The following is a 24695-nucleotide window of genomic DNA, read 5'->3' as shown; positions in this document are numbered from 1 at the left end:
TTCTGTGAGGGGTGTTGAAGTCGAAGCATAAGACAGAATAATGTGACACTCTCCAAACCGAAAGGGGAGAGTAACAGGGAACACAAAGCATGTCTAAGTGTGACGGCCATATTATATCTACTCGACCTTAATTGCATTGTCTACCTAATTGATCTTCGAAGAATGTATTAAAATCATCTTGTGTGTTAAATTGTGATATCTGTCTTCTCATAGTGCTTGCCCCATGAAAATTTCGTAGGCAGAAAAGCAGTGCGTTTTTCGAACGAAAGACGCCTCTTTTATCGCCATAATAAATAAATAGTTTTTCACATAAGTGCCTTAAAAGAAGAAGAAGTTCTTTGCGGGATGGTTTTTCCGGAATCAATTCATTGTTTAATGCAGCATCGATTCTATTAAATACGCTTGGGTCTTCAAAACCGTATCGTCCTATCATAAGACCATCGCATCCCGTTTGGGAGAGCATCTCTTCTGCGCTTGAGACATCTTTTATATCTCCATTGCCAAACAAGGGAATGTTAACCCGTTCTTTTACTTCTTTAATTTTATCGAGATTTGGTTTTCCTGAAAAGCCTGCGGAGCGTGTTCGTCCATGAACAAAAAGCGCATCAACACCCTCTTGTTCAATTATATGTGCTATTTCAACAGCATTCATTGAGTTTTGATCCCAACCAATTCTTATCTTTGCGGTAAAGGCAATAGTAATAACTTTACGCATAGCTTTTAATAGCTGAGACAGTTTCATTGGGTTGGTGAGAAGTATTGAGCCGGCACCGCTTTTAATAATCTTTGGACAGGGACATCCAATATTAATATCAATCGCGTTGTATCCCATTTTCTGAACGATCTGTGAAGCTTTTGTCATTGACTCAACATCACTGCCAAAAAGCTGACAACCATGCATAAGTGATGGTGTGGTCTTTTCAAAGAAGAGGAGTTCTTTTGTTTTTTGATGGTTCATGGAGAGTGCTTTTGCGCTTACCATTTCAGTGTAGGCAAGTGAACACTTAAATTTAGATAGAATTTGTCTAAATGGCCAATCGGTATAACCAGCAAGAGGGGCCATAACAAGATTATTTTTTAATGTGAGTGAACCAATATTTATTTCTGTCATAAGTGGCTAACATCATAAGGGTTATAAAACAATAAATCAAGATTTATTGTTCGGTTTTCGGTTTGCGCTGTTCGGTGTTGAGGTAAATAACGAGATACTGTCAAGCTTGTTATCGTGAAAAAATACACGGTATAGCGGATATATGGTGATTAAAATATTTTAGAATAAATACTTGACACGTAAATATGCACATTATATATTGGTAGTGTGAAATAAATCACAATAAGAGGGTGTTTTGATGAAAAAGATACCAAAACCAACAGTTGAGCGTTACTGCAGGCTATACAGTTTTCTTGAAGACCTGGATAAGAAAGGTGTAGAAAAAGTGCAGTCAAGTGAATTGGGACAGTTATTGGGAGTTCCTGGCTTTACTATTAGAAAAGATCTCAGCTTTATTGGTCGGGATGGCGAATCCACACGATCATACAATGTAGTGAAGTTAAAAGAACTTATAGGTAGTTATTTCCAATTTGATAAAAAAAGAAATGCATGTGTTGTCGGATTAGGCAGAATTGGTTCGGCTCTTTTGGCATACTCTAATTTTGAACCACAGGGTTTTAACATTGTTGCAGGTTTTGAAGACAGTATTAACAGGCTCGAACTTATTAAATCAGATATTAATGTGTATCCCGTCTATCAACTTGAGGATGTTATTGTTCGAGAAAAGATCGAGATTGCATTAGTTGCGGTTCCTGCTGATTCAGCACAAAACGTTACGGATAGATTGGTAACCGCTGGGGTAAATGGGGTTTTGAATTTTGCGCCTGTGTTTCTTTCAGTTCCCCAGCACATTGTTGTTAAGAATGTTGATTTGACAAATATGCTCAGAGAAATAGTTGCATTTAAAGAGTTGAATATACAATAACAAAACACAAGGAGGGTGCTATGAGAACAATTTATAATTTTAGTGCAGGTCCAGCGATGTTGCCGGAAGAAGTTTTAAAAAAGGCACAAGCAGAAATGCTTGATTATAATGGAAGCGGTATGTCTGTTATGGAACTTAGCCATCGTGGAAAAGATTTTAGCTCAATTATGGAAGATGCGAAAGCCACACTGAAAAAGATAATGAATATTCCTGATAATTATTCGATTCTTTTTTTACAAGGTGGTGCATCTTTGCAGTTTGCAATGGTGCCAATGAATCTTTTAAAAAAATCAAAGAAAGCAGATTATGTAAATACCGGTAGCTGGACAAAAAAAGCGATTAAAGAAGCAAAGAAATATGGTGAAGTGAATGTTGTTGCATCTTCGGAAGATAAAAACTTTTCCTTTATTCCGAAGCTTGATCCAGCGACTTTTACAAAAGATGCTGATTATTTTTATATCGCTACGAATAATACGATCTATGGAACAAAATATATGGAAATTCCTGATACCGGTGATGTTCCGCTCGTAGCTGATATGTCATCGAATTTTTTGTCTGAAGAGATTGATGTTAGCAAATTCGGGATCATTTTTGCAGGAGCACAAAAGAATGCGGGGCCATCTGGCGTTACAATAGTTATTGTCAGAAATGATCTTGTTGGCACAGTGTTAGATGGAACACCGACATTGCTTGAGTATAAAACACATGTTGAAAATGATTCTATGTACAATACGCCGCCATGCTACTCAATCTATATCTGCAAGCTTGTTTTTGAATGGATTGAGAGTCTTGGCGGGATTGCAGCTGTTCAAAAAATAAACGAAGATAAAGCCGCAATGCTTTATGATGCGATCGATAAATCAAAGTTATTCAATGTACCGGTTGCACCTGATTCACGATCAATCATGAATGTGCCTTTTGTGCTACCAAACGAAGATTTGGATAAAAAATTTATAGCAGAAGCCGTGCAAATTGGATTGGTTACATTAAAGGGTCACAGATCTGTCGGTGGTATGCGTGCAAGTATTTATAATGCAATGCCCGTAGAAGGGGTTAAAAAACTGGTAGAATTTATAGAAAAGTTTGAACAATCAAATAGCTAGGAGGGGAAAATGAATAAGATACAAATGTTAAATAAGATATCCACAAAGGGGCTAGAGAAGTTTCCTTTAGATAAGTATGAAATCGGTACTGAGGTAGTAAATCCTAACGCTATACTTGTGAGAAGTCAGAATATGCTTGATATGGATTTACCTGAAAGTTTGCTAGCTGTAGGTCGTGCTGGTGCTGGAGTGAACAATATTCCCCTGCCAAAATGCACGGAAAAGGGGATTGTTGCATTTAATACTCCCGGGGCAAATGCAAACGCAGTAAAAGAAATCGTTGTAGCTGGGCTGCTTCTCTCTTCGCGCAAGATCGTTGATGGTATTAATTTTGCGAAAACGCTTGTTGGAAAAGGCGCTGAAGTGTCTGCAATCGTTGAAAAAAATAAAAAACACTATGCAGGAAGCGAAATCAAAGGGAAGAAACTCGGACTTATCGGCCTTGGTGCAATCGGTGTAATGGTTGCAAACGATGCGTTGGCTCTTGGTATGGAAGTGGAAGGTTTTGATCCTTATATATCTGTTGAAGCAGCATGGAATCTATCACGAGAGGTAAAGAAAGCAAAGGGATTAGATGATTTGATCGCATCGAGCGATTATATTTCTTTGCATGTTCCTTTAAACGATAAGACAAAAGGGATACTTAACGCGGAACGATTCGGCTTAATGAAAAAAGGTGTTAAGATCTTGAATTTTGCACGCGGTGGGCTCGTTAATAATGCCGATTTATCCAAAGCAATGGCTGATGGCGTTGTATCAAGTTATGTAACAGATTTTGCTGATGAAGAGCTCCTAAAGATGGATAATACCATATGTATTCCGCATCTTGGCGCTTCAACTGACGAGTCTGAAGAAAATTGTGCAATGATGGTTGTAAAACAAATAAAGGATTTTATTGAAAATGGGAATATCATTAATTCAGTAAATTTTCCTGCATGTTCTTTAGGAACAGTTGCCGTGTCACGTATATGTATAGCAAATAACAATGTATCTGGTGTTGTTGGGCATATATCAACTATTTTAGCTGATGCAAAACTGAATATCTCTGAAATGCTTAATAAGAGTAAAGATGATGTTGCTTATACTATTGTAGATATTGATGGAGATGTTCCTGAAGAAGTAATAGCAAATATCGCTGCCGTAAAGGATATCATCAAGGTACGTTTGTTAAAATCATCTGAATAATATTTGCGAAAAATGAGCATAAAAAAATGGCACGGGTGTTTCTATACACCCAGTGCCTTTTTTTATGTGAGAAGGTGTTTTTATATTCATTGACTTTATAAATATTTAGAGATAAAACAATATGCATGAAAAAGATTATTTTGGCCTCATCATCTCCACGTAGAAAGAAACTGCTCAAGCAGCTGGGTATACCTTTTGAAATTGTCCATAGTGATTATGTTGAGGATATGACCATCCGTAAACCTCGCAAAGAATTAGCCCAGTATCTTGCTTTAGAAAAGGGAATGGCGGTTGCTCGAAAATATAAAAATGCAATAATTATTTCCGCAGATACTTTTGTGTGTTTGGGAAAGAAAATTATAGGTAAACCCCGAGATGGAAAAGAAGCAATAGCGCATTTAAAAGCCTTAAGCGGCAGATTTCATACGGTCGTTTCAGGTATAGCGGTGATTGATATGCAGGCGGAAAAACACTACATAGCTACAGAAGAAACCCGCGTGAAAATTAAAACATTAAGTGAAAAAGAAATAAAAGCCTATGTGGCGACCAAGGAGCCTTTAGATAAAGCCGGTGCTTATGCAATACAAGGGCTTGGCGGTGCATTGGTAGAAGAGGTTGATGGCGACTACTTTAATGTAATAGGATTACCTCTTTCAAAGCTATCAATCTTGCTTAAAAAAGTCGGTATTCACATCTACTAAAAAAGGGGATTGTCCCTTTTTTTTAAGGAGAATAAAATGAGATTATATTTAGTTAGACATGGTGAAACGGTTGGTACGGTTATTAAGAAGTATCATGGTATTACGGACGTTAATCTCGATAAAAAAGGTGTTGCACAGGTAAAGAGACTTGCTAAGAAACTTGATAAAATTGATTTTTCTGCAGCTTATTCAAGCAACCTGAAACGGTGTGTTCATACCGCAAAAATAATACTGAAAAATAAAAAAACAACATTAAAAACAACTCGTGGGTTACGAGAAATTGATTTTGGAAGATGGGAAGGAATGACATTTGAAGAGATGCAGTCTAATGATGGATTTTTGTTTGATAAATGGTTTAGAGATCTTCCAAATTTCACTATGCCGGGGGGCGAATCAACCAAAAGTATGCAGAAAAGAATTACGCAAGAAATGGAACGTATAACAAAACGGCATAAGAACGGAAATATTCTTGTCGTATCTCATGGCGGACCGATACGTGTGGTATTATGTAATGTGCTGAATGTTTCAATGCAGGATTTTTGGCATATGAGCATTGATACAGCGTCACTTTCGATTATTGAAAAAGTTGATGGATTTAGCATGGTAAAACAAATGAATATGGTGGTCTAAAAATGGCTAAGATTATTTTTGTCCTTGGCGGTGCTCGGAGTGGTAAAAGTACTTTCGCTTTACAGCAAGCGAAAAAGCACAGGAAAGTGGCTTATATTGCGACGGGTGTCGCATGTGACGCTGAAATGCGTCAGCGTATAAAGAAACATAAAGATGAAAGACCTTCTAGCTGGGATACTTTTGAAGAAAAAATAGATCTTAATAGTACGGCAATCAAACACCTTTCAAAATACGATGCCTCGATCATTGACTGTATCGGTGGTTGGGTTTCTAACTGTATGCTTGCACCTAAGAAAAGTAAGGTTTATCCTGAAAAGGAAATAAAAAAAATCACCAAATCTATAAAATCGATTAAAAAACATACCGTTATTATTGTTTCAAATGAGGTAGGGCTGGGTTTGGTTCCCCCTTATAAAATGGGAAGAGAGTTTAGGGATATTCTTGGCCGTGTAAATCAAATTCTTGCCAGTGAAGCACAAGCGGTCTATTTTATGATAGCGGGTATTCCCCAAAAGATTAAATAACCTGTCATTGCGAGCGTTAGCGAAGCAATCTGTTTGTATCCCATATAGCAATGATATAAAAGGAGATGAACTATCATGGAATTAATTACAAAAACAATTGCATCAATAGCACCAGTTAAACAGTCGTTTTTGGATAGCGCTCAAAAACGATTAGATTCATTAACAAAACCTCAGGGAAGTTTAGGGCTGCTTGAGGATATTGCTAAAAAAATTGTTGCTATTACTGAAAATGAGCAGCCACGATTAGAAAACAAGGTGATTGTTACTATGGCCGGTGACCATGGTGTTGTCGTTGAAGGTGTAAGCGCATTTCCTCAGGAAGTAACTCCCCAAATGGTATATAACTTTGTTAGTGGCGGAGCGGCAATCAATGTACTTGCTCGTCATGTTGGTGCTGATGTTAAGGTTGTAGACATGGGTGTTAATACCGACTTTGATACATCGCTGGCGATAATCAACAAAAAGGTTGCCTATGGGACAAAGAATTTTACTGAAGGCCCGGCAATGAGTAAAGATGAAGCGGTGCAATCAATCGAAAGAGGGATTGAAGTTGTATACGAGTTAAAACAAAATGGTTTAGATATTGTTGGGACTGGAGATATGGGTATAGGAAATACGACACCATCAAGTGCGATTGCAGCAGTGTTTTTGAATTGTCCGGTTGAGCAGGTAACAGGTAGGGGGACAGGTATAGATGATGATGCACTGAAAAATAAAATACGAGTTATTGAAAAAGGAATATCTGTAAACAGTCCTGATAGAGATGATCCCTTAGATGTACTTGCAAAAGTTGGTGGTTTTGAAATAGGAGGCATTGCGGGAGTAGTGCTTGGCGCGGCGTCACTCAAGATACCAGTTATGGTTGACGGTCTGATTTCTGCCGCTGGCGCCTATATTGCCTTTAAATTATGTCCTATGGTCAAAGATTATATATTTGCTGCACACAAGTCGGTGGAGATCGGGCAGTCAAAAATAATAAAAGATATGGGTCTTGAACCTATTCTTGATTTTGATATGCGGCTTGGAGAAGGGACAGGAGCAGCACTTTCAATGGGTATTGTAGATGCTGCGACAAAAATATTAAATGATATGGCCACATTTGGTGATGCAGGAGTAAGTGGTCGCGATCACTAATGAAAAATGGAGAATGAAACCATTGAAAACTCTTAAGTATATGGTAGGTGCCTTACAGTTTCTTACCAGAATATCTCTCCCGGGCGCTTCCTTAAAAGATGATGATCTTGCCCGATCAATGCGTTATTTTCCTCTTGTCGGCATTTTTATTGGTGCTGTGTTAGTTGTCTGTAATTACGTTCTTACGCTGTTTTTGCCAGTACGGCTTGTGAATCTTTTTCTTATAGGAATACTCGTACTTTTAACCGGAGCGCTACATCTTGATGGGTTTTCAGATACGATAGATGGTTTTATGAGTTCACGATCAAGAGAGAAGATTCTTTCCATAATGAAAGACAGTAGGGTTGGTGCATTTGGTGTTATAGGTATAGTACTACTTCTTATAGCTAAATATGAGCTATTGAATGCTCTGTGCAGTTATTCTAAAAACTATGCGCTTATTATGATGCCTCTAATGGGTAGGTGGGCTATGGTGTTATCATCATATGCATTAAATTATGCGCGTAGCGAAAAAGGGACAGGGAAATCATTTGTTGAATCACTTACCCTTGCAGATCTTATAATTGCATCGCTATGGATGCTTGTCGCAGGCGTTATTTTTCTACAATTACAATTATTTGTATGTCTCTTTTTTGTCCTCTTGACGGTGACGTTGTTTCTTGTTGTATCATACAGAAAAATTGGCGGTATTACCGGTGATGTAATAGGTTTTATATCTGAAATTACAGAACTTATGGTACTCTTTTTATTTGCCGCACATATACTCTCCTAAGTATTTGTATTGAACAAAAATGAGGTTTTGTACTATAGTTGTGCTTAAGGACAAAGCGTATGGAAGAAATAGTAACGTTTTTACATAAAGTTGTTATGGATACGGCGGAAATATTTAATAGTATGTCGCCGTTTTTGCTCTTAGGCCTTTTTTTTGCGGGCATTATACATGTGTATGTGCCTACTAATAAGATCGGCAAATCAATAGGGAAGAAAACCACCAGTTCTGTTACTAAAGCTGCTTTGTGGGGAATTCCGCTGCCATTGTGCTCATGTGGAGTAATCCCTGCCGCCCTTTCACTTCGAAAACATGGTGCATCAAAGGGTGCAACATTATCATTCTTGGTGTCAACGCCGGAAACAGGTGTTGATTCCATCGCTATTACGTACTCTCTTCTCGATCCGCTTTTTACCATTTTTAGGCCTGTTGCAGCATTTGTTACAGCGATGACCTGTGGCATAGCGGAAAATTTTTTCAGTAGAAAAGAAAAAGAGGAAGAAATAAAAGTGACCGAAGATGTATGTCGTATCTGTAATGAAAACGAAAAGCCAGGCCATAGTCACTCACCGCTCAGAAAAATATGGAGGATTTTTGAGTATGGATATATAGAGTTTTTAGGTGATATTGGTAAATGGCTGTTTATTGGCATTATAGCTGCGGGAATGATAACAGCGATTATCCCGGAAGGGTTTTTCACACGTTTTATTGGGCAGGGATTTCTTGAGATGATAATTATGCTTATAGCGGGAATACCGCTTTATATCTGTGCATCTGCAACAACACCGATTGCCGCAAGTTTAATTGTTGTCGGTGTCAGTCCGGGAGCCGCTTTAGTGTTTCTTTTATCAGGACCGGCAACAAATCTGGCAACACTTACCGTTGTATGGAAATATATCGGAAAGAAAAGTGCGGTGATATATCTTTTGTCAATTGCCGTGACAAGCCTATTAATGGGGTTAGCGCTTAATTTTATATATTCATATTTTGATATGCATGTTGTCACACAACTAGGGAAACATGCTGAATGCATTCCTCATAGTTTTCGGGTTGTGTGTTCGATTATTTTATGTGCATTAATTGTTATTGGAATAGGAAGAGGCTATGTTAAGAAGGAAGACGCGCATGAACATTAAACCTGTTCTCATGGTATGTGTAATATGCCTGATTGGTTTTCATTCATCACAATGCTATCCTGAAAAAACTCAATATCCGCTTCATACTGTTAGTGTGAAAAAAGTTCCGATATATCAAGGTAATACGCCGATTGGATATCTCTATTATGGGGCGCAATACTGTGTTCTTGAGGATACAGAGGATTCTATTAGGGTGCGGTTGTGGAGTGAAAAAAGTGAGTTTTATGGCTGGATAAAAAAGACGGATCTTACTTCGCCTTTGAAGATACCGGAGATTGCACATGGCAACAAACCGCACATTCAATTATCAGAATTAGAAACGGAGAAAAGATTATTAGGTTTACTGAAAGTGCCGTATCTAACGCAGTATGCCGGGTCAAAGACATATAATACAAATATAAAGGGCGCAAAGAATCAAAGAGTAATTAAAAGAACCCAAAGGATATACAAGAAACTTCCCGTAAATGAATTAAAAAAAGCTGATGGATACGCAGACTTTACTGTTTATCTGGAGTGGATTGATATTCAAGGTATTGACTTCGTTTTAGAAGAAAAAATAAGTGTGCTTAAAACATTAGCTAAAACAGCACACAAGAAATATTTTTGGATTATAAAAGAATACATTGATTCTCTCAAAGAGTTACGAGATAAAAAAGAAGGTAACTTTAAGAATATATTTGAACGAGCTGAAGCGCGAAGAAAAAATATGGGGCACTATGAGTAATGGTTTAGTTGTTGTGCATACGGGAAATGGTAAGGGGAAAACTACAGCGGCACTTGGCCTTGCATTACGTGCTATAGGACAGGGAATGCAAGTGCTTGTTGTTCAATTTATTAAATCATCAAAGAATACCGGGGAACTAAAAATTGCTCAGAAGCTTATTCCTCAGCTTACCATTGTCCCTATGGGAGGAGGTTTTTTTGATAAGAACAGTAGCAAAGCAGTTGAACGTGAAAAAAGAAAAGTTGCTAAAGCATTCGAGTTTGTAAAATTAAATACACGTTTAGGGAAATACAATCTTATTATATTGGATGAAATAAATTATGCAATTTCATATGGATTAATTAATATTGAAAAAGTATTACTCCTTATCAAGGAAAAACCTAAGAAGATGCACATAGTGCTTACCGGACGTGATGCTAAGAAAAAGATCATTGATCAAGCTGATATTGTTACCGAGATGAAAGAAGTAAAACATGCATTCAAAAAAGGGACAAAAGCACAAAAAGGGATTGAATTTTAATGCAAATTATCCCGCAGTAACTTTCTATAAAAAATCTCTAAAAGCAATTGACACAATTATTTTTTTTGTTATTATATAACGCACTGCCTCAATAGGGCTTATAAAATATTTACTCGATGGTCTTTGATATATATGATTTTACGGGGTGTAGCGCAGTTTGGATAGCGCACCTGCCTTGGGAGCAGGGGGTCGGTGGTTCGAATCCACTCACCCCGATATACTAGCTATAAGCTGTAAGCTGTAAGAAATAAGTTAGTTTATTGTTTTTGTTATAGCTTAAAGCTGTTATGCGCCTGTAGCTCAGTTGGATAGAGCAACGGATTTCTAATCCGTGGGCCGGGGGTTCGAATCCCTCCAGGCGCAAAGTGACTGGAAGGGTGAGAACCGCCGGATGGGGTTCGTTCCGACCAGATGGTTTACCCGATATTTAAGGATAGTTTTCTGAAAGAAAACTTTATCCCTCCAGGTGCAAAGTGACTGGAAGGGTGAGAACCACCGGATGGGGTTCGTTCCTAAACGAGACTCAAAAGACACAAGCATAGCGTAGTGGATTATTTTAGTCGAGTTATCCTCGGAGGGGGGATCCAGGTGCGGGGCTTGATTTTTACTTTATTACCAGATAAATAAAATTATCCTTTATCTGTAAGATTATTTATGATAGTATGATACACAAATATGCCAAAGTACGGAGGTGTTTATGGCTACAATAACAAAGAAGCAGTTAGCAGATCAGATTGCAGCAGAGATGGACTTTACTCAGATCGAAACAAAGAAGATAATTGATGCTTTTCTCGAAAAGCTAAAATCGAATCTTGCGCAAAGCAACAGAATTGAATTAAGAGATTTTGGTGTTTTTAGCGTGAAAGTTAGAAAGTCACGTCTTGGCCGTAATCCGAACAAACCGCAAGAAGTGGTAACGATTCCTGAAAGAAAGATTGTTCATTTCAAAGTCGGTAGAGAATGGAAAAACAGGATTGTATCTTCATAACATAGAGTTATTGAGAATTGTCTAACCATATTATTGTAGATGGTCATAATTATATATTTCAGACAGGCGGTAATCATCTCCGACAAAGTAGAGAGAAGTTACTTTTTGCTTTGGTAGAATATCGCCGAAAGAAAAACGTTGAAATAACAGTAGTATTCGATAATCGTTCTCAAGAAACTTTAGGCAATGAGAAAAGTCATTTTCATGGCATCGTTGTAATGTATGGTGCCCCTAAAATAGATGCTGACGATATTATAAATGATATTGTTGAGAGAGCAGAAAATAAAAAAAGAGTAATAGTCGTAACAACAGATAAAACAGATATTGGCAGGTATTGTAAGAGATTAGGTGCAAAAGTAATTGATCCACATGAATTAAAAAAACTCATGGACAAAAGCAGGATGCCGTCCGAGATGCGAAAAAAAGTGGATGATCAAGACAGCAGTGATAAACCTAAGTTTGCAACTAATGCTGAGATTGAGTATTACTTAAAGAAATTCAGTGGCAAATAGATAGGATAGTTGTTACTGAAGAAAGGAGACTCAAATGAAAACAATAATTGATAAAAACATATGCATTTGTTGTGGTCTCTGTGTAGAAATATGTCCGGTTGTATTTGCGTTAGATGACGATGGTAAAGCAATATCAAAAGTTGATAAGATCGCAAAGCAACAGCAAAATAAGGCCAATGAAGCTGCATCAAGCTGTCCGGTGAACGCGATAAAAATAAAATAGAGGAGATGAAGTATGGATAAATATATATGTTCAGTATGCGGTTACGTATATGATCCAGCAGAAGGTGATTCAAACGCTAATATAGCTCCCAATACATCTTTTGATCAATTACCTGAAGATTGGCTTTGTCCACTTTGCGGTGCACCAAAAAGCCAATTTGATAAAACTGAATAATATTATTATATACGACATACGGTGGATATAGCTCAGCTGGTTAGAGCGCTTGATTGTGGTTCAAGGGGCCGGGGGTTCAAATCCCCTTATCCACCCCAGCTTTTAGATAAATTAATACCAATAACATGTGCAAAACAAACAAGCTGTTTCTGAGATATCGGAGATAGCTTGTTTTGTTGGAAAAGAATCTCACTCCCTCCCCCCTTGATTTCCTGTGTTATGTCTCGTCCCCCCCCTAAATTTTTCTGTTATCATCTCTCATTCACCTAAAGGGGACACTTCGACTAACAAAAACAGAAAGCGGACAAATCAAGTACTACAAAAAGCGGACTACTAACATTCAAACAATTTTTTATTGACGAATTATAAAAGATATTAGAAAATTAGCCTGTATGGCAAACGTAATCGCTTGCAAAATCTTTTTATATTTCAACCCCCTCTCCTTTGTGGGGAAAAGGGGGAGTTGTATGTTTTTGCTTATGCCTATTGGCAAGAAGTTAAAAACTTAAATATTATATGAAACGAATATGTCCTACTTTGATGGACACTAATAAAAATGAAAATAGTTTATTCTTCGAGCAAAGTCGAGAAGAATTAAAGCAAAACTTCTGCTACAGGTAGTTCTCAATGCGGGGTTTTACCCCTTACTCGAATAATAAGTTACTAATGAGTAATTGGAGATTTTCTGGTGAAACCGATTAAGATTTTATTTGGAATTTTCGTTATTGTCTTTGGGGTATCCCTCAATGCTTCTGCCTATACTGTTCGCACGTGGGATGGTGGTGGTGACGACAATGATTTTTCAACACCTGAAAACTGGGAGGGTGATGCTGCTCCTTGGGGTGACGATGGCCTGACTTTTGATGGATCTACACGTTTAACACCCTATAATAATTGGGGAGGTATAATTAGTTATGGCATTATTACTTTTAATTCAACAGGTTTTGACATATCAACTATGCATTCTCTGCTATTAAATTCTGGTATAACCAATAATGCCGGCCTATCAAATGCCTTTAGCGCTAATATAGGTCTTCAACATCACCAGAGTTTTACGAATAATGGGACATTACTAACGTTTAGTGGTCATGTTGCTATCTATGATCAGACGTTAACGGTTACTGGGTCAGGTGCTACTAACATGTCTGCGATTATAGATTATGGCCATGGTGGAGATTTAATTAAATCTGGTAACGGTACGCTTACAATTTCAGGGGCATGTACTTATGCTGGTGGTACGACAATAAGCGCAGGGTCATTGGCGTATGGTGCGGGTGGTGCTTTGGATGATGACGGTGCAATAAATGTTTCTGGCGGTATACTTGATATCAGTAGTTATAGTGATACGGTAGGAGATGTAACATTAACGAGCGGTTCTATTATTGGGACATCGGGTAAATTGACCGGTAATTCATATGTTGTTGAGGACGGAACGATAAGCGCGATACTCGCAGGAGAAGGTGCATTGGAAAAGACAAGTGGTGGTACGGTTACACTTTCAGGTGCAAATGAGTATAGCGGAGGAACAACAATAACCACTGGAACATTAGTGGGAATGGTTGCTACTTTACAAAATCGAAATATAACTAATAATGCGACCCTATGTTTTGAGAGGGATACAACGGCTGAAGAATATACGCATATAATTAGCGGAACTGGTATAGTTGAAAAGGAAGGTGATAACACACTTACTTTTTCTGAAGCGAGTACATACACAGGGGATACTAAAATAAATGAGGGCACCCTACAATGCGGTGCTAATAATGTGCTTTCAACCTCTACAGATGTTGTTGTTGAGGCAGGCGCTGTTTTAGATTTGAATGATCATTCAGACACAATATATTCTGTATCAGGTGCAGGCAATGTGACATTGGGCAGTGGCACTTTAACAACAATTTCTAGTTGGGAAAGTTTAGAATTTAGCGGTGTAATGAGCGGGACAGATGGGAGTTTTGTCAAGAATGCCAACGGAACATTGACACTGACCGGTGAAAATACATATACAGGTGGAACGACAGTAAGTAATGGTACATTGGTATTTGGGGCTCATAATGTTTTAGCTAATAGTAGTCCGGTTTTAGTTTCAGGTAGTAGTGTCGTATTGGATATTGATGAATACAGTGACATAGTAGGTGCTGTAACGTTTGAAGGTGGTTGGCACAGTGAAATTAAGGGAACAGCAGGTGTTTTAACAGGCACTTCGTATGAAGTTCAATACGGAACAGTAAGCGCAAAACTTGGAGGCGAAGGGAAGTTGACCAAAACTACTGATCATCAGGTTACGCTTTCGGGGGCAAATACGTATACTGGTGGAACGGAAGTAAGCGTAGGGGCGTTAACGCTTGGTGTAGATAATGTTTTAGCCAACAGCGGGGCGGTGACAATTTCAGGTGGGACACTTGATATTGCCGGCTATTCTGACATAGTAGCAGTTGTAACATTGACAAGCGGCGAAATTACAGGAACGGACGGCGTTTTGACAGGTACTTCATATGAGGTTCAAAGTGGTTCGATAAGTGCAATACTTGCTGGGGAAGGGGCGTTGGAAAAAACTACTGAAGAGAGTCATGTTTACCTTTCAGGTGCAAATACATATAGTGGTGGAACGACGGTGAGTGCAGGAACATTACGTGGAACAACTACAAGTTTACAGGGAGATATTACAAATAATGCAAATTTGTGGTTTGATCAGGGTACGGATGGTACATATTCAGGTGTAATAAGCAGCACGGGTGAAGTGGAAAAAGCGGGAGAAGGTAATGTTACGCTTTCAGGTGCAAATACATATGGTGGTGGCACAACAATAAGCAATGGAATATTGACGGGAACAACAACAAGTTTACAGGGAAATATAACAAATAGTGCGACGGTATGTTTTAATCAAAGTACTACGGGGACATATTCAGATGTGATAAGCGCTTCTGGCGCTCTGATAAAGAGTGGAGAAGGCACAGTTACACTTTCGGGTGAAAACACATATTATGGAGGGACAACGATAAGTGCAGGAACATTGAAGGGAACTGTCGCAACTTTACAGAATCAGAATATAACAAATAATGCAACTTTATGTTTTGAGAGGGATACAACGGCTGAGCTATATTCGGCTGTTATAAGCGGTAGTGGAGCAGTGATAAAAAGTGGTGATAATACACTTACATTTGCAGGAGAAAACATATATAGCGGTGGTACAACGGTAAGCGGTGGAACGTTAACAGGGACGCCAACAAGTTTACAGGGAGATATTACAAATGATGCAACATTATGTTTTATAAATGATGGGACATATTCGGATGAGATAAGCGGTTCTGGTGCTCTGATAAAGAGTGATAACGGTACAGTTACATTTTCGGGGACGAATACATATAGTGGTACAACATCGATTAATGCGAGTACACTCTCTGTGACCGGTAGCATTGCAAATAGTGCTACTACAATCAACGATGGCGGTAAACTCATTGGTTCGGGAACTGTTTTTAATCTTACTGTGGCAGACGGCGGTACTTTCTCGCCGGGATTGAGTCCTGGAACGCTGAATGCCGGCCCTACTATATGGCAAAGCGGGGGCACGTATCTCTGGGAGATTAATGATGCTACAGGCACAGAAGGGGATGATCCTGGATATGATTGGCTTAATATTACAGGAGGACTTAATATAACCGCAACCTCCGAAAGTAAATTCAATCTTGATCTTTCGACGATGGGGACAGCTGCCGATAACTTTGATAATTCTCAAGATTATTCATGGGTTATTGCAACCGCTTCTGGGGGCATTACAGGGTTTTCTGCTGATAAATTTGATGTTGACAGTACCTTATTCACAAACTCCCTTGGCGTTGGTAATTTTTCAATAAGCCAGAATGTGAATGATTTATCTATGAATTTCAATGCAATTCCCGAACCGTCAACATACGCCCTTTTCGGTATAGGGCTTTTGGGATTGATTGTTGGGTGGATGAGAAAACAAAGACGTAAGCTGTAAGCAAAAGATAAAAAGATATATAAAGGCCTTGGTAGAGATATCGCGTGCGGCATGTCGCCTACGCGACTCACGTCGAGGCCTTTTTTGTTTACTAAAGAATATGGCGGTGTTAGAATATTGACAATTGCTATTTCATCACTTCCAAATAAATAAAATTAATTATAGTATTATTTGGAAAACGGGTGCTCCAGCAATATTCATAGGCACATACACCGTAGATTGTGATAAAGCCATTTCACCATACTATATCGTATTTGTTAATATACAGGAATTTGCAATATTTTCTAGGTAGTGGGGGTTGGATATGTTTATTCGTTATTTGAGATGCGTGCGTGGGGCTGTTGTATTATGCGTTTTGACTGGAACTATTATTATTTCAGGATTTGGATCAATCTGTATTTTAGCCGATGAAGGTCATGATCCTCTCAAGATTATCCTTTCTATGAGGGACCGATATGAAAATATAGAAAATTATACTGCGGTAATGGTGAAAGGAGAGCCTGCGTTAAACAAAAAGAAACCTCCGGAACAGATCTACGTTAAATTTAAAAAACCGTTCAGCGTTTATCTGAAATGGTTCGACGCACCCTGCAAGGACCGCGAAGTTCTGTATATAGCGGATCAGAATAACGATTGCATTTTTGTTAGACCTGAAGGGCTTTTTGGATTCCTTATAAGATGCTTGAAGCTTCCAAGCACTTTTAAAAGAAAAGATTCGCGGCACACTCTGAAGGACTTTGGGATCGGTAATCTGATTGAGGATATCATTGATGTCACATTAGACGCCAAAAGGAACAATGTTCTTGATCTGCGTTATAAAGGGATTGTCACGCGAAACGGTAGGGAGGTGTTTCATCTCGAACGTTTTTTGCCGAAAGAAGATTACATGTTCCCAAGGGTGATTTTTTATATTGATACGAAGACCTATCTTCCTCTTGAGGTCTATGCATATAATAAAAAGGGGAAACTTTCCGAGTATTGCCTGTTTCTGGATCTCGTACTTAATCCTCAATTAAGCGAAGAAGAGTTCAGCGTCGACAATGACGAATATGGCTTCAGTTATCTGTAATCTTGATTAATCTGTTAGACCGTCCTTATTTCAAGGATTCTGTCCACCTTGAATACGCGTTTATCATTTCTTTCAAGGCAGAAGGCGTTCACCCCAAGGAACTTTTTTCCTGAATATGTGTTCTCGCCTACAAAATAGGGCTTGATTATCCGCTTTGTCTTGATGTTGGTGTTATCATACAATATAAATGTGAATAATTTCAGGCGCTTTAGCACTTGAAAAAGCCTCGGTGGTTAAGTAAAATAACCCTTGGTAAAACCATTAAAGGATAAAACAGTTTTGTTGTAAGAGGTTAGAAATATGGATATTTCTATTAATTGTCTAGGTAAAAAGTTTGATAGCCCCTTTGTGCTTGCTTCCGGTCCGCCGACAGCCAATGCCGATATGATAAAGAGAGGATTTGAGGCCGGATGGGCCGGAGCAGTTGTTAAGACGCTTATCAGAGAACCGGTAAAAAATCTACAGAACCGTTTTGCATCGATCAAATGCGGGAAGACGGTTATTGGTTTTGAAAATATCGAGCTTTTGAGTGAAATGTCTCCGGAAGAGTGGTACAGAGATATAGCTTCCCTGAAAAAAGACTTTTCCGACAAGATCGTTATTGGCAGTATTATGGGGGATGCGAAGGAACAAGAGCAGTGGATTGAACTTGCCTTGGGATGTCAGGATGCAGGCGCGGATATGATAGAACTTAATTTTTCCTGTCCTCATGGGTATCCGGAAAAAGGTAAAGGGTCCGCCATAGGGCAGAACCCTGAATATTCTGGATTAATTACCGGATGGCTAAAAAGTGATAAGAGAATACATGTTCCGGTTATACCAAAACTGACTGCGGCTGTTACAGATATTTTACATATTGGTCTGGCGGTTTCAGAAAAAGGTGCTGACGGGATCAGCGCAATTAATACTATCCCTTCCATTATGGGTTTTGATCTAAAGACTCTTGCTCCCAGACCAGATGTGAATGGCTGGACTACCCCAGGCGGATATTCCGGGCAGGGGATTAGGCCTATTGCATTAAGATGTGTGAGCGATCTCACTGGAGATGTCAAAATACCTGTAATGGGCTGTGGCGGAATCTCCTCTGGATATGACGGGGCTGAGTTTTTATTGGCAGGGGCACCGGTTCTACAAGTCTGCACTGCGGTAATGCTTGAAGGCTATGATATTGTTTCAAAGATGAAAGATGAACTTGCCGAATTCATGTCCTGGCACAATTTTTCGTCTGTATCAGATTTTTTGGGGTTAGGGAGAAGGTCAATAAAGCAGTTTTCTGAGCTTGATCAGAGTTATTCGGTAAAAGCCTCCATAGACCCTGAAAAATGTACTTCCTGTGGAAAATGCCATGTATCGTGTCGCGACGGTGCATCTGGCGCGATCAGTTCTCACAATAATGCGTATGCAGTTGATCGAGATACATGCTGCGGTTGTTCTCTGTGCTATCAAGTATGCCCTTCGGGAGCTATAACGTTGAGGTAACCTTAAAAGCGGTACACGTTTCTTAGGGGCGATTTACAAGAGTTGCTTGCCTAAGGCTGATTTTAGAATCGCCCTCACTATGACATTTTTCCCTGGCAAAACTCACAGTATTTTGCCTTTGATTTTTACTGTCTCACTCCCTTGACATCGGTAATTATATAATGTACAATATAAGCAGTTTATAATGTATGCTTTATATATGACAACGAGGTTCCTTTATGTTATTAAGAAAAGGTGTGTATTTCTTACTTGTAATTTCTCTAGTGTGCTTATCATTTCTTTTTAAAAATATATACACTTCCCAAGCATCACAGCTGCTCACACGGAAAAACATAGAAACCGTTACTTTAGCGCCCCCCTCAAAAAGTGATGAAGTTCTCCTTGAGAGCTATCAAATTGCTTTGATGTTAGACTTATGGTATGCCTGGAGCAAGCAAGATAATCCTAAGTATGGATCTTTATCATTTTCTGTATTGGAGGAGAGGCAAGAGCGGTTTAGAAAAAAGCATTTAAACAGATATCTAAAATCTTTAGCGGGAAAAAAACTTAAACGAAAAGAAAAAGATGAAATAGTTGCCGAAGTTAGGGATGGAATAGACGCACATGCAATTATCCCTGATAGTATATATGTTCGTGAAGATGGAAGAATTTCTGGGTGGTTTAGTGACCCTGAAACGGGTATTCCTACTGTTATAGAAGTCAGAGCTCAACCTCTCATTACTACAGTTTGGCCTAGTCCTGTTGAATTTGTGCGTGATTTTGCTCGAGAAGAAAATCTTACCCCATTTGTTATGAAGTGGCTTTATTCTTCAGGAGTGCCGGTTAGTGAATATGCGAGTGATTTGAGTGAATCACCCCTCATTGCGCCAAGCCGTTCAATAATCCCTCTAAAAGAATTGCAAAAAATATCACTAGATAAAGACTACGAAATTATTCATGAAACAAAGCCCGCGCTTATTACCCCTGTCGAGCGGCCAATGTCTCTTAAAGATAAGATTGATGCTGAGTCCAAGGTTGCGCTTGAGAAAGCACTTAAAACAATTAAAGAGTATAAGATCTTTTCACAGTTAGGAATTAATACGAGAGTAGATCTTAGCAAGAAAAAACTTACATTTGTTCATCATGAAGACTTAATGAATATATCGTCTTATAGGGCAAGCTGGATTTATCCAGATGAGCCGCATACAATCTATATTTCTTATGAATTCTGGAGAGTTCTTCGTGAACCAGAGCGGGTTACCTTATTGACTCGAGAAATTACTAAAGGAGAAGCCTTAAAAGCGTGGAAGGATATTGATAAAGCTGATGAAGCTTCGACAAAGGCAGCATTGGTAATTGATCCCGGAAAGATTTTAAATAGATGGTTAGAAGACATTTTAAAGGATTACCGTATATATAACGGTGTTGACCGAATTGAACTGATTATTACTCATCCTCATGGTGATCATTCCAGTTATGTGTCAAATTATGTTAGAGGTAAAATGCAAAAAAATCTTGTGGCTCGCCCTGTGCCTCCGTTAACTGAAAAGCTAAAACTGGAGCTTGGAAATAAATTTACCCATGAAGTTACTAGTTATTTGCTAAGGCCAACTAAACGAGTGGTGACAGTTTTTGATATGGGCGGCTATAAGGGTGAAGGGGCTGATCCTTTCATTGAAACAGTTAATCCTCATTATAGGATTCGTAATAAACATTTTATGAAGCCAGTAACGATATATGCTGACCGTCAAACCGCACAAACATTGGACTTTCAAAAAAAGGTGGAAACCTGGAAAAAAGACGGGATACAGGTTGATCTAAAGATATTTGAAAGTGATATCCACTCGATGGTACTTACTGATAGTGATTATAATAGGATAGGGATAACAGCTTATCGCGCGTACCATCTTCCAAACGAAGTCGGGTCAAGCATTTATGTGCTAAAGAAACTTGATAAAGACGGTAAGATTATATCAAGTTTTTCACTCGTGAGTGAAATAGGAGATTCCTTTCCGTATTCAGCAAGTATTGAGACGGTAGAAGATATTGCTGTTTCTGATGTGATTGCAATTGATGGTACGAATTTCTCAGCGCCTCTTACTGTCTCACCTGTTCCTGTGCGCTTTCAAGACAATAAAATACATCAGGTTACAGACCGTATGAACAGGTCCTGGTCAATGATATCGCATCTAAACACGACTTTGGTCGGTTCTGTGGCAGAAGCATTAGAGGCATCTAAGACACTTGATCGTGATATACCCATAATTGTATTTGCCGGTAAAGATGGGATAAAAAACTTAACAAGAGCGTACGAGAAAAATAAAGAAGGTAAATCGGTATTAAGAAAAATGGGAGATATTTATTACATAAACAGCGCATCAATACGGAAAGAATCTCGCGGAGCAAAAATATATTTTGTTAATAGCATGAAACAATTTTATCTTGCATGGAAGTCAAAAAAAAGTAAGGAAATACACTTAAAAAATGTTATGCGTAAACGTCTTCGCCAACTATATTCATCAGGACGCAACGCAATTGAAGCAGGTGAATACCTGGAAGATTGGGCGAAAAATCCGGGATTATCTGAGAATGAATTTATGTGGCTATTAGATGAGCTTCAGAATGGCAACTGGGATATTTTTCAAAAGGATGATGTCGTAAACAGTTTTAGTAACCGTATTTCACAAGTTATCAGAGATTATTTTAGTGATCTACGCGATTATAAAAGGGAATATGTCGGTAATCCTGAAGCGGGTAAATGGGTAATGAACCGTTTGCTTGACAGCATAGAGTCCTATACTGAGGAACGCAGAGGGGAGTGGATGCGCAAAAAGAAGAAAAAGATCCCTGAAGTATTAAAAAAAGATATGATGAAGTATTTGGCGTATGCGGTAAAGTTTTTGGGAAAAGATGATAAAAGAAAAATATTACTTACTCTTTCGGAACGACTCAATCGGATTGATTCGCTTTCAGTGGAAACAAAAGATCAATCGCGTAAGCAAGTTGCAAAAGATACCATCAAAGCACTCTGTGATACTGTTAAGCAAATAGGAACTGAAAATGATATGCCGAAAGATTTAACCCATCAGATAATAACGGATATTAAGCAAAGGCTGGCACATAAAACCACTGCGTGGAGTCATTATCAGGTACGTCATATACCGTTTTTGTTTTTGGAAGACATTCAAAAGTATATAGATAAAATGGCAGGTAAGAGTGATTGGAGTATAGACGATACAAAAAAATTACTCACAAAAATAAACAGGCAATTGAATATTCACCGCCAGTCAGGATCAGGAATATCTGATCATATACGTAAAAAAGTGTTGCATAGAATGCTTAAACAGGGAGCTGTTCCCTCTAATGAAAAAAACAGAGAAAAGATCATGAAATTATTGATCTCGTTAGGGAGAGAAGATCCCCGATGTATTACTGGGTTAATAAAAATATTTCAAAGGGATACGCCCGCATTGAATAAGAGTATAGCCAGAACTCTTTTGAGGAATAAAGACGGAAAAATGGAGAAGTTTGATGTGCGGATTGAGAATATTCATAAAGCAACAAAGACCGGTTTAAGTAAATTTACCGCACAGGAAATATTAGAGGCGTGGTCAGCACATTCATGGGACAAGCCTGAGTATGAAATACAATGGATAGAAACATTACTTGATAAGTGCCTGGTGGCAACAAAGAAAAAAAAGAAATGGATTGGGCTTGATAGAGACGATATGGTGCGGCAGTTATTGTATGCCGTTAACCATTGTGATATGGCGCGGTGGTCATCAGAACAAATCAACGTATTGTTTGAAAAAATATTTGATGTGCAAGACCTTCCCCCTGATGACTGGCGCGAAATAATGCTGCAATACATTGCCGCAGTCCCTGATATTCAGACTAAAAAATCACTCATTGATTATTTTGGAAGTATCGATAAGAAGGATTTTCGTAAGTATGAAAGAAGAAAGAAAATGAGGGATAAAGAAGAGGATAGTCTTCAGGCTATTGAAACTGCTTTGTGGGAGCTTGCAAAAACAGATCAAGGAAAAGTGCTCATTATCGGTATTGGGCATTTTGCATCAAATCAGCAGAAGGCGACACAGCTTCTGGATAAGATATTTGATATGAGGTATGCAGAAGTGTTGATCGAAGGAAGGCCACGAATTCATGGTAGGCAAGGAAGGATTTCTGGTCAGTTGATTACGAGGGAGAAGATGGCCTTGTTAGGAAAATATAGACCTATTCGGGTGAGACATGAACATCAGTGGATGAGCGGGCATATAACATATGAAGAGTCTGTGAAACTATTGGAACTCATTTATAACGCACGGGTACGTCTTGGTCTTGTCGATCCTGGGAGTCCTAAAATACCATCCCGGGGCGTTGATAGGCTCACGCCTGCTGATATAGATAAGTATAAAGAAATGCCTATGCGTGTTTTATTTACCACATCGAGTAAATTAATGACCCCTAAAAATAAAGATGATGAGGTCGGAATGACAATCAATATTGGAGAGGATAAACGGCGTATTATTGAAATACTCGGTGAGCTTTTTGATGATCTGGAGGTTGGAGCCGGACGTAAAACGATAAGAATCGGCAAAGGCACATGGCAATCAAAAGATTATGCCCGCCCTATTTCCCGTTCAGGATCCTATCTTAGAGAGTTGTATGATAGAGCGACGAAAGGGCAGTTAGCGGCTGACCTTTCAAATCTTGTTGGTTCTAAAAAACCTGCTGATTATGCGGCTGATTTCGCAAAGCTCGAGAAAAAAGCACCCAAAGATATGTATCGAAGATTAAAACAAATAGAGAAATATTTTGAATCGCAAATTCTGCGTTTGGGACTGCGTGTGGTACTGAAATATGGATCCCAGAAAGTGATTGAGGAAGAGGAAATTGGTTCTTTCCCTAAAGATCCCGATAAGGAGAAACAGTTTGCACAGCTTCCTCCGCAATCCAAGGGACTCTATTTTCAATTGACTGATGCTATTATGCAAAAAGTCAAATCTTCACTCGATGAGGATGTTTTGCAGTATGTAAAAAATGGTATGGATAGATATTTTGACAGACCACCGTATTTATTTGATCAAGATGGAAAAATCACTTCTTCTTTGAGAATGCTTGTAAAACGATACACTGAACCCGGATTTGCTAAAACAGCTGTTTGGATTGATCCAATAAAAAGTTGGGCAACCAAACAAGGGTTAAACTTCTATGTCGATCTTCCTAAAACAAGGTATGAGAGTGGCCTGTTATTTAGATTCTTACGAGTGCATTCGATTGATGATATGTATAAAATGGCAAAGATAACAAATACTACTCTAAAGAAAGTGGGAAGAAAGAAAGATTTTATCGTGGAAATAAACGGTTTCAAACTTGAAAGAAAAGGAAATATGCTTACGCTTCTCCTTACTTCTGAACCATCAGTGCGCATACCACAGATCGATACGCGACAGACAAAAGCTGTCGGGGAATCCTCTTAATAGTGCCATCAAATAAAAAAAGAACTACTTATTCTCTAACTGAAACTCAAACGGTTTTGAAAATATCAGCTCCGGATAGCCTGTCTTCAGATTTCTTTTTCCGTCCCGTTCATAGAATTTTACCTCTATTGTTTTTTTATCAATGTCGACAACGGTGTTATACAGCGTTCTGAGCGGTAAGTCGTGATGACCTCCTTCTGAAGCCTCGTCAACCTTTCCTTGTACAAGGGCCATAGCATGTCTGCCGTTACTGCCATTGTCAATTTGTTGTCCAAGATCACGGTGGATTGTAAAGTTAAATGCCGTAAATAGTGGTCATTTTTCATTTAAGCTGCGATCTCCTGAAGTTCTCTTTCAAACCCCTGTTGAGCAGATTGAAAATTTAGTATCTTGCGTGGGTAATTATT

21 protein-coding genes and 3 tRNA genes are annotated in these 24695 nt (G+C 38.7%); 22 read left to right on the top strand and 2 right to left on the bottom strand.

Annotated elements, in window-relative coordinates:
- Nucleotides 1–127 precede the first annotated feature (127 nt).
- Nucleotides 128–1111, bottom strand: a complete 984-nt coding sequence (gene dusB / locus P9M13_02165; GenBank protein ID MDP8262092.1) for a tRNA dihydrouridine synthase DusB — start codon at nt 1109–1111, stop codon at nt 128–130.
- Between the two features lie 238 nt (nt 1112–1349).
- Here dusB and P9M13_02160 point away from each other — a divergent pair, with 238 nt between their 5' ends.
- From P9M13_02160 to P9M13_02055, 22 genes are all read left to right on the top strand, one after another.
- Nucleotides 1350–1976 carry a redox-sensing transcriptional repressor Rex gene (locus tag P9M13_02160; GenBank protein ID MDP8262091.1) on the top strand — a complete coding sequence of 209 codons (627 nt, stop codon included), beginning with the start codon at nt 1350–1352 and terminating at the stop codon, nt 1974–1976.
- Between the two features lie 20 nt (nt 1977–1996).
- Nucleotides 1997–3079: a 3-phosphoserine/phosphohydroxythreonine transaminase gene (gene serC / locus P9M13_02155; GenBank protein MDP8262090.1), complete on the top strand. Its 1083-nt coding sequence runs from the start codon at nt 1997–1999 to the stop codon at nt 3077–3079.
- 9 nt (nt 3080–3088) lie between these two features.
- On the top strand, nt 3089–4264 hold the full coding sequence (locus tag P9M13_02150; GenBank protein MDP8262089.1) for a phosphoglycerate dehydrogenase: 1176 nt from the start codon (nt 3089–3091) through the stop codon (nt 4262–4264).
- Nucleotides 4265–4389: 125 nt separating this feature from the next.
- Nucleotides 4390–4965 carry a Maf family protein gene (locus P9M13_02145; protein ID MDP8262088.1) on the top strand — a complete coding sequence of 192 codons (576 nt, stop codon included), beginning with the start codon at nt 4390–4392 and terminating at the stop codon, nt 4963–4965.
- 36 nt (nt 4966–5001) lie between these two features.
- Entirely contained in the window at nt 5002–5595 is a 594-nt protein-coding gene (cobC, locus tag P9M13_02140) for an alpha-ribazole phosphatase (GenBank protein MDP8262087.1), read from the top strand.
- A 2-nt stretch (nt 5596–5597) separates the two neighbouring features.
- The gene (gene cobU / locus P9M13_02135; GenBank protein MDP8262086.1) at nt 5598–6119 is read left to right on the top strand and encodes a bifunctional adenosylcobinamide kinase/adenosylcobinamide-phosphate guanylyltransferase; all 522 of its coding nucleotides are present in this window, start codon (nt 5598–5600) and stop codon (nt 6117–6119) included.
- 75 nt (nt 6120–6194) lie between these two features.
- Nucleotides 6195–7253, top strand: coding sequence for a nicotinate-nucleotide--dimethylbenzimidazole phosphoribosyltransferase (cobT, locus tag P9M13_02130; protein MDP8262085.1), 1059 nt, complete (start codon nt 6195–6197; stop codon nt 7251–7253).
- A gap of 13 nt (nt 7254–7266) precedes the next feature.
- A complete protein-coding gene (cobS, locus tag P9M13_02125; protein ID MDP8262084.1) occupies nt 7267–8025 on the top strand; it encodes an adenosylcobinamide-GDP ribazoletransferase in 759 nt (252 codons plus the stop codon).
- A 59-nt stretch (nt 8026–8084) separates the two neighbouring features.
- A complete protein-coding gene (locus tag P9M13_02120) occupies nt 8085–9158 on the top strand; it encodes an SO_0444 family Cu/Zn efflux transporter (protein ID MDP8262083.1) in 1074 nt (357 codons plus the stop codon).
- Nucleotides 9148–9882 (top strand): hypothetical protein, encoded by a 735-nt coding sequence (locus P9M13_02115; protein MDP8262082.1) that lies wholly within the window; start codon nt 9148–9150, stop codon nt 9880–9882. Before P9M13_02120 ends, P9M13_02115 begins: the two co-directional genes overlap by 11 nt.
- Nucleotides 9875–10402, top strand: a complete 528-nt coding sequence (gene cobO, locus P9M13_02110; GenBank protein MDP8262081.1) for a cob(I)yrinic acid a,c-diamide adenosyltransferase — start codon at nt 9875–9877, stop codon at nt 10400–10402. Before P9M13_02115 ends, cobO begins: the two co-directional genes overlap by 8 nt.
- 141 nt (nt 10403–10543) lie before the next feature.
- Nucleotides 10544–10618, top strand: a tRNA-Pro gene (locus P9M13_02105).
- A 73-nt stretch (nt 10619–10691) separates the two neighbouring features.
- Nucleotides 10692–10765 (top strand) — tRNA-Arg (locus tag P9M13_02100).
- 334 nt (nt 10766–11099) lie between these two features.
- Entirely contained in the window at nt 11100–11390 is a 291-nt protein-coding gene (locus P9M13_02095; GenBank protein ID MDP8262080.1) for an HU family DNA-binding protein, read from the top strand.
- Between the two features lie 17 nt (nt 11391–11407).
- Entirely contained in the window at nt 11408–11902 is a 495-nt protein-coding gene (locus P9M13_02090) for an NYN domain-containing protein (protein MDP8262079.1), read from the top strand.
- A gap of 34 nt (nt 11903–11936) precedes the next feature.
- Nucleotides 11937–12125 carry a ferredoxin gene (locus P9M13_02085; protein ID MDP8262078.1) on the top strand — a complete coding sequence of 63 codons (189 nt, stop codon included), beginning with the start codon at nt 11937–11939 and terminating at the stop codon, nt 12123–12125.
- Between the two features lie 12 nt (nt 12126–12137).
- Entirely contained in the window at nt 12138–12299 is a 162-nt protein-coding gene (locus tag P9M13_02080; GenBank protein ID MDP8262077.1) for a rubredoxin, read from the top strand.
- A 21-nt stretch (nt 12300–12320) separates the two neighbouring features.
- Nucleotides 12321–12397, top strand: a tRNA-His gene (locus P9M13_02075).
- A 590-nt stretch (nt 12398–12987) separates the two neighbouring features.
- Nucleotides 12988–16278, top strand: a complete 3291-nt coding sequence (locus P9M13_02070) for an autotransporter-associated beta strand repeat-containing protein (protein MDP8262076.1) — start codon at nt 12988–12990, stop codon at nt 16276–16278.
- Between the two features lie 304 nt (nt 16279–16582).
- The gene (locus P9M13_02065) at nt 16583–17347 is read left to right on the top strand and encodes a DUF1571 domain-containing protein (protein ID MDP8262075.1); all 765 of its coding nucleotides are present in this window, start codon (nt 16583–16585) and stop codon (nt 17345–17347) included.
- Between the two features lie 300 nt (nt 17348–17647).
- Entirely contained in the window at nt 17648–18826 is a 1179-nt protein-coding gene (preA, locus tag P9M13_02060) for an NAD-dependent dihydropyrimidine dehydrogenase subunit PreA (protein ID MDP8262074.1), read from the top strand.
- 218 nt (nt 18827–19044) lie between these two features.
- Nucleotides 19045–24288 (top strand): hypothetical protein, encoded by a 5244-nt coding sequence (locus tag P9M13_02055; GenBank protein MDP8262073.1) that lies wholly within the window; start codon nt 19045–19047, stop codon nt 24286–24288.
- A 24-nt stretch (nt 24289–24312) separates the two neighbouring features.
- Here P9M13_02055 and P9M13_02050 read toward each other — a convergent pair whose 3' ends face one another.
- Entirely contained in the window at nt 24313–24522 is a 210-nt protein-coding gene (locus P9M13_02050) for a hypothetical protein (GenBank protein MDP8262072.1), read from the bottom strand.
- Nucleotides 24523–24695: the final 173 nt, after the last annotated feature.

The sequence above is a fragment of the Candidatus Ancaeobacter aquaticus genome (assembly GCA_030765405.1).
In the GTDB taxonomy this organism is placed as follows: Bacteria; Auribacterota; Ancaeobacteria; order Ancaeobacterales; family Ancaeobacteraceae; genus Ancaeobacter; species Ancaeobacter aquaticus.
The sequence above is the reverse complement of the archived record's forward strand: the minus strand, read 5'-3'. Positions and strand labels throughout refer to the sequence as shown.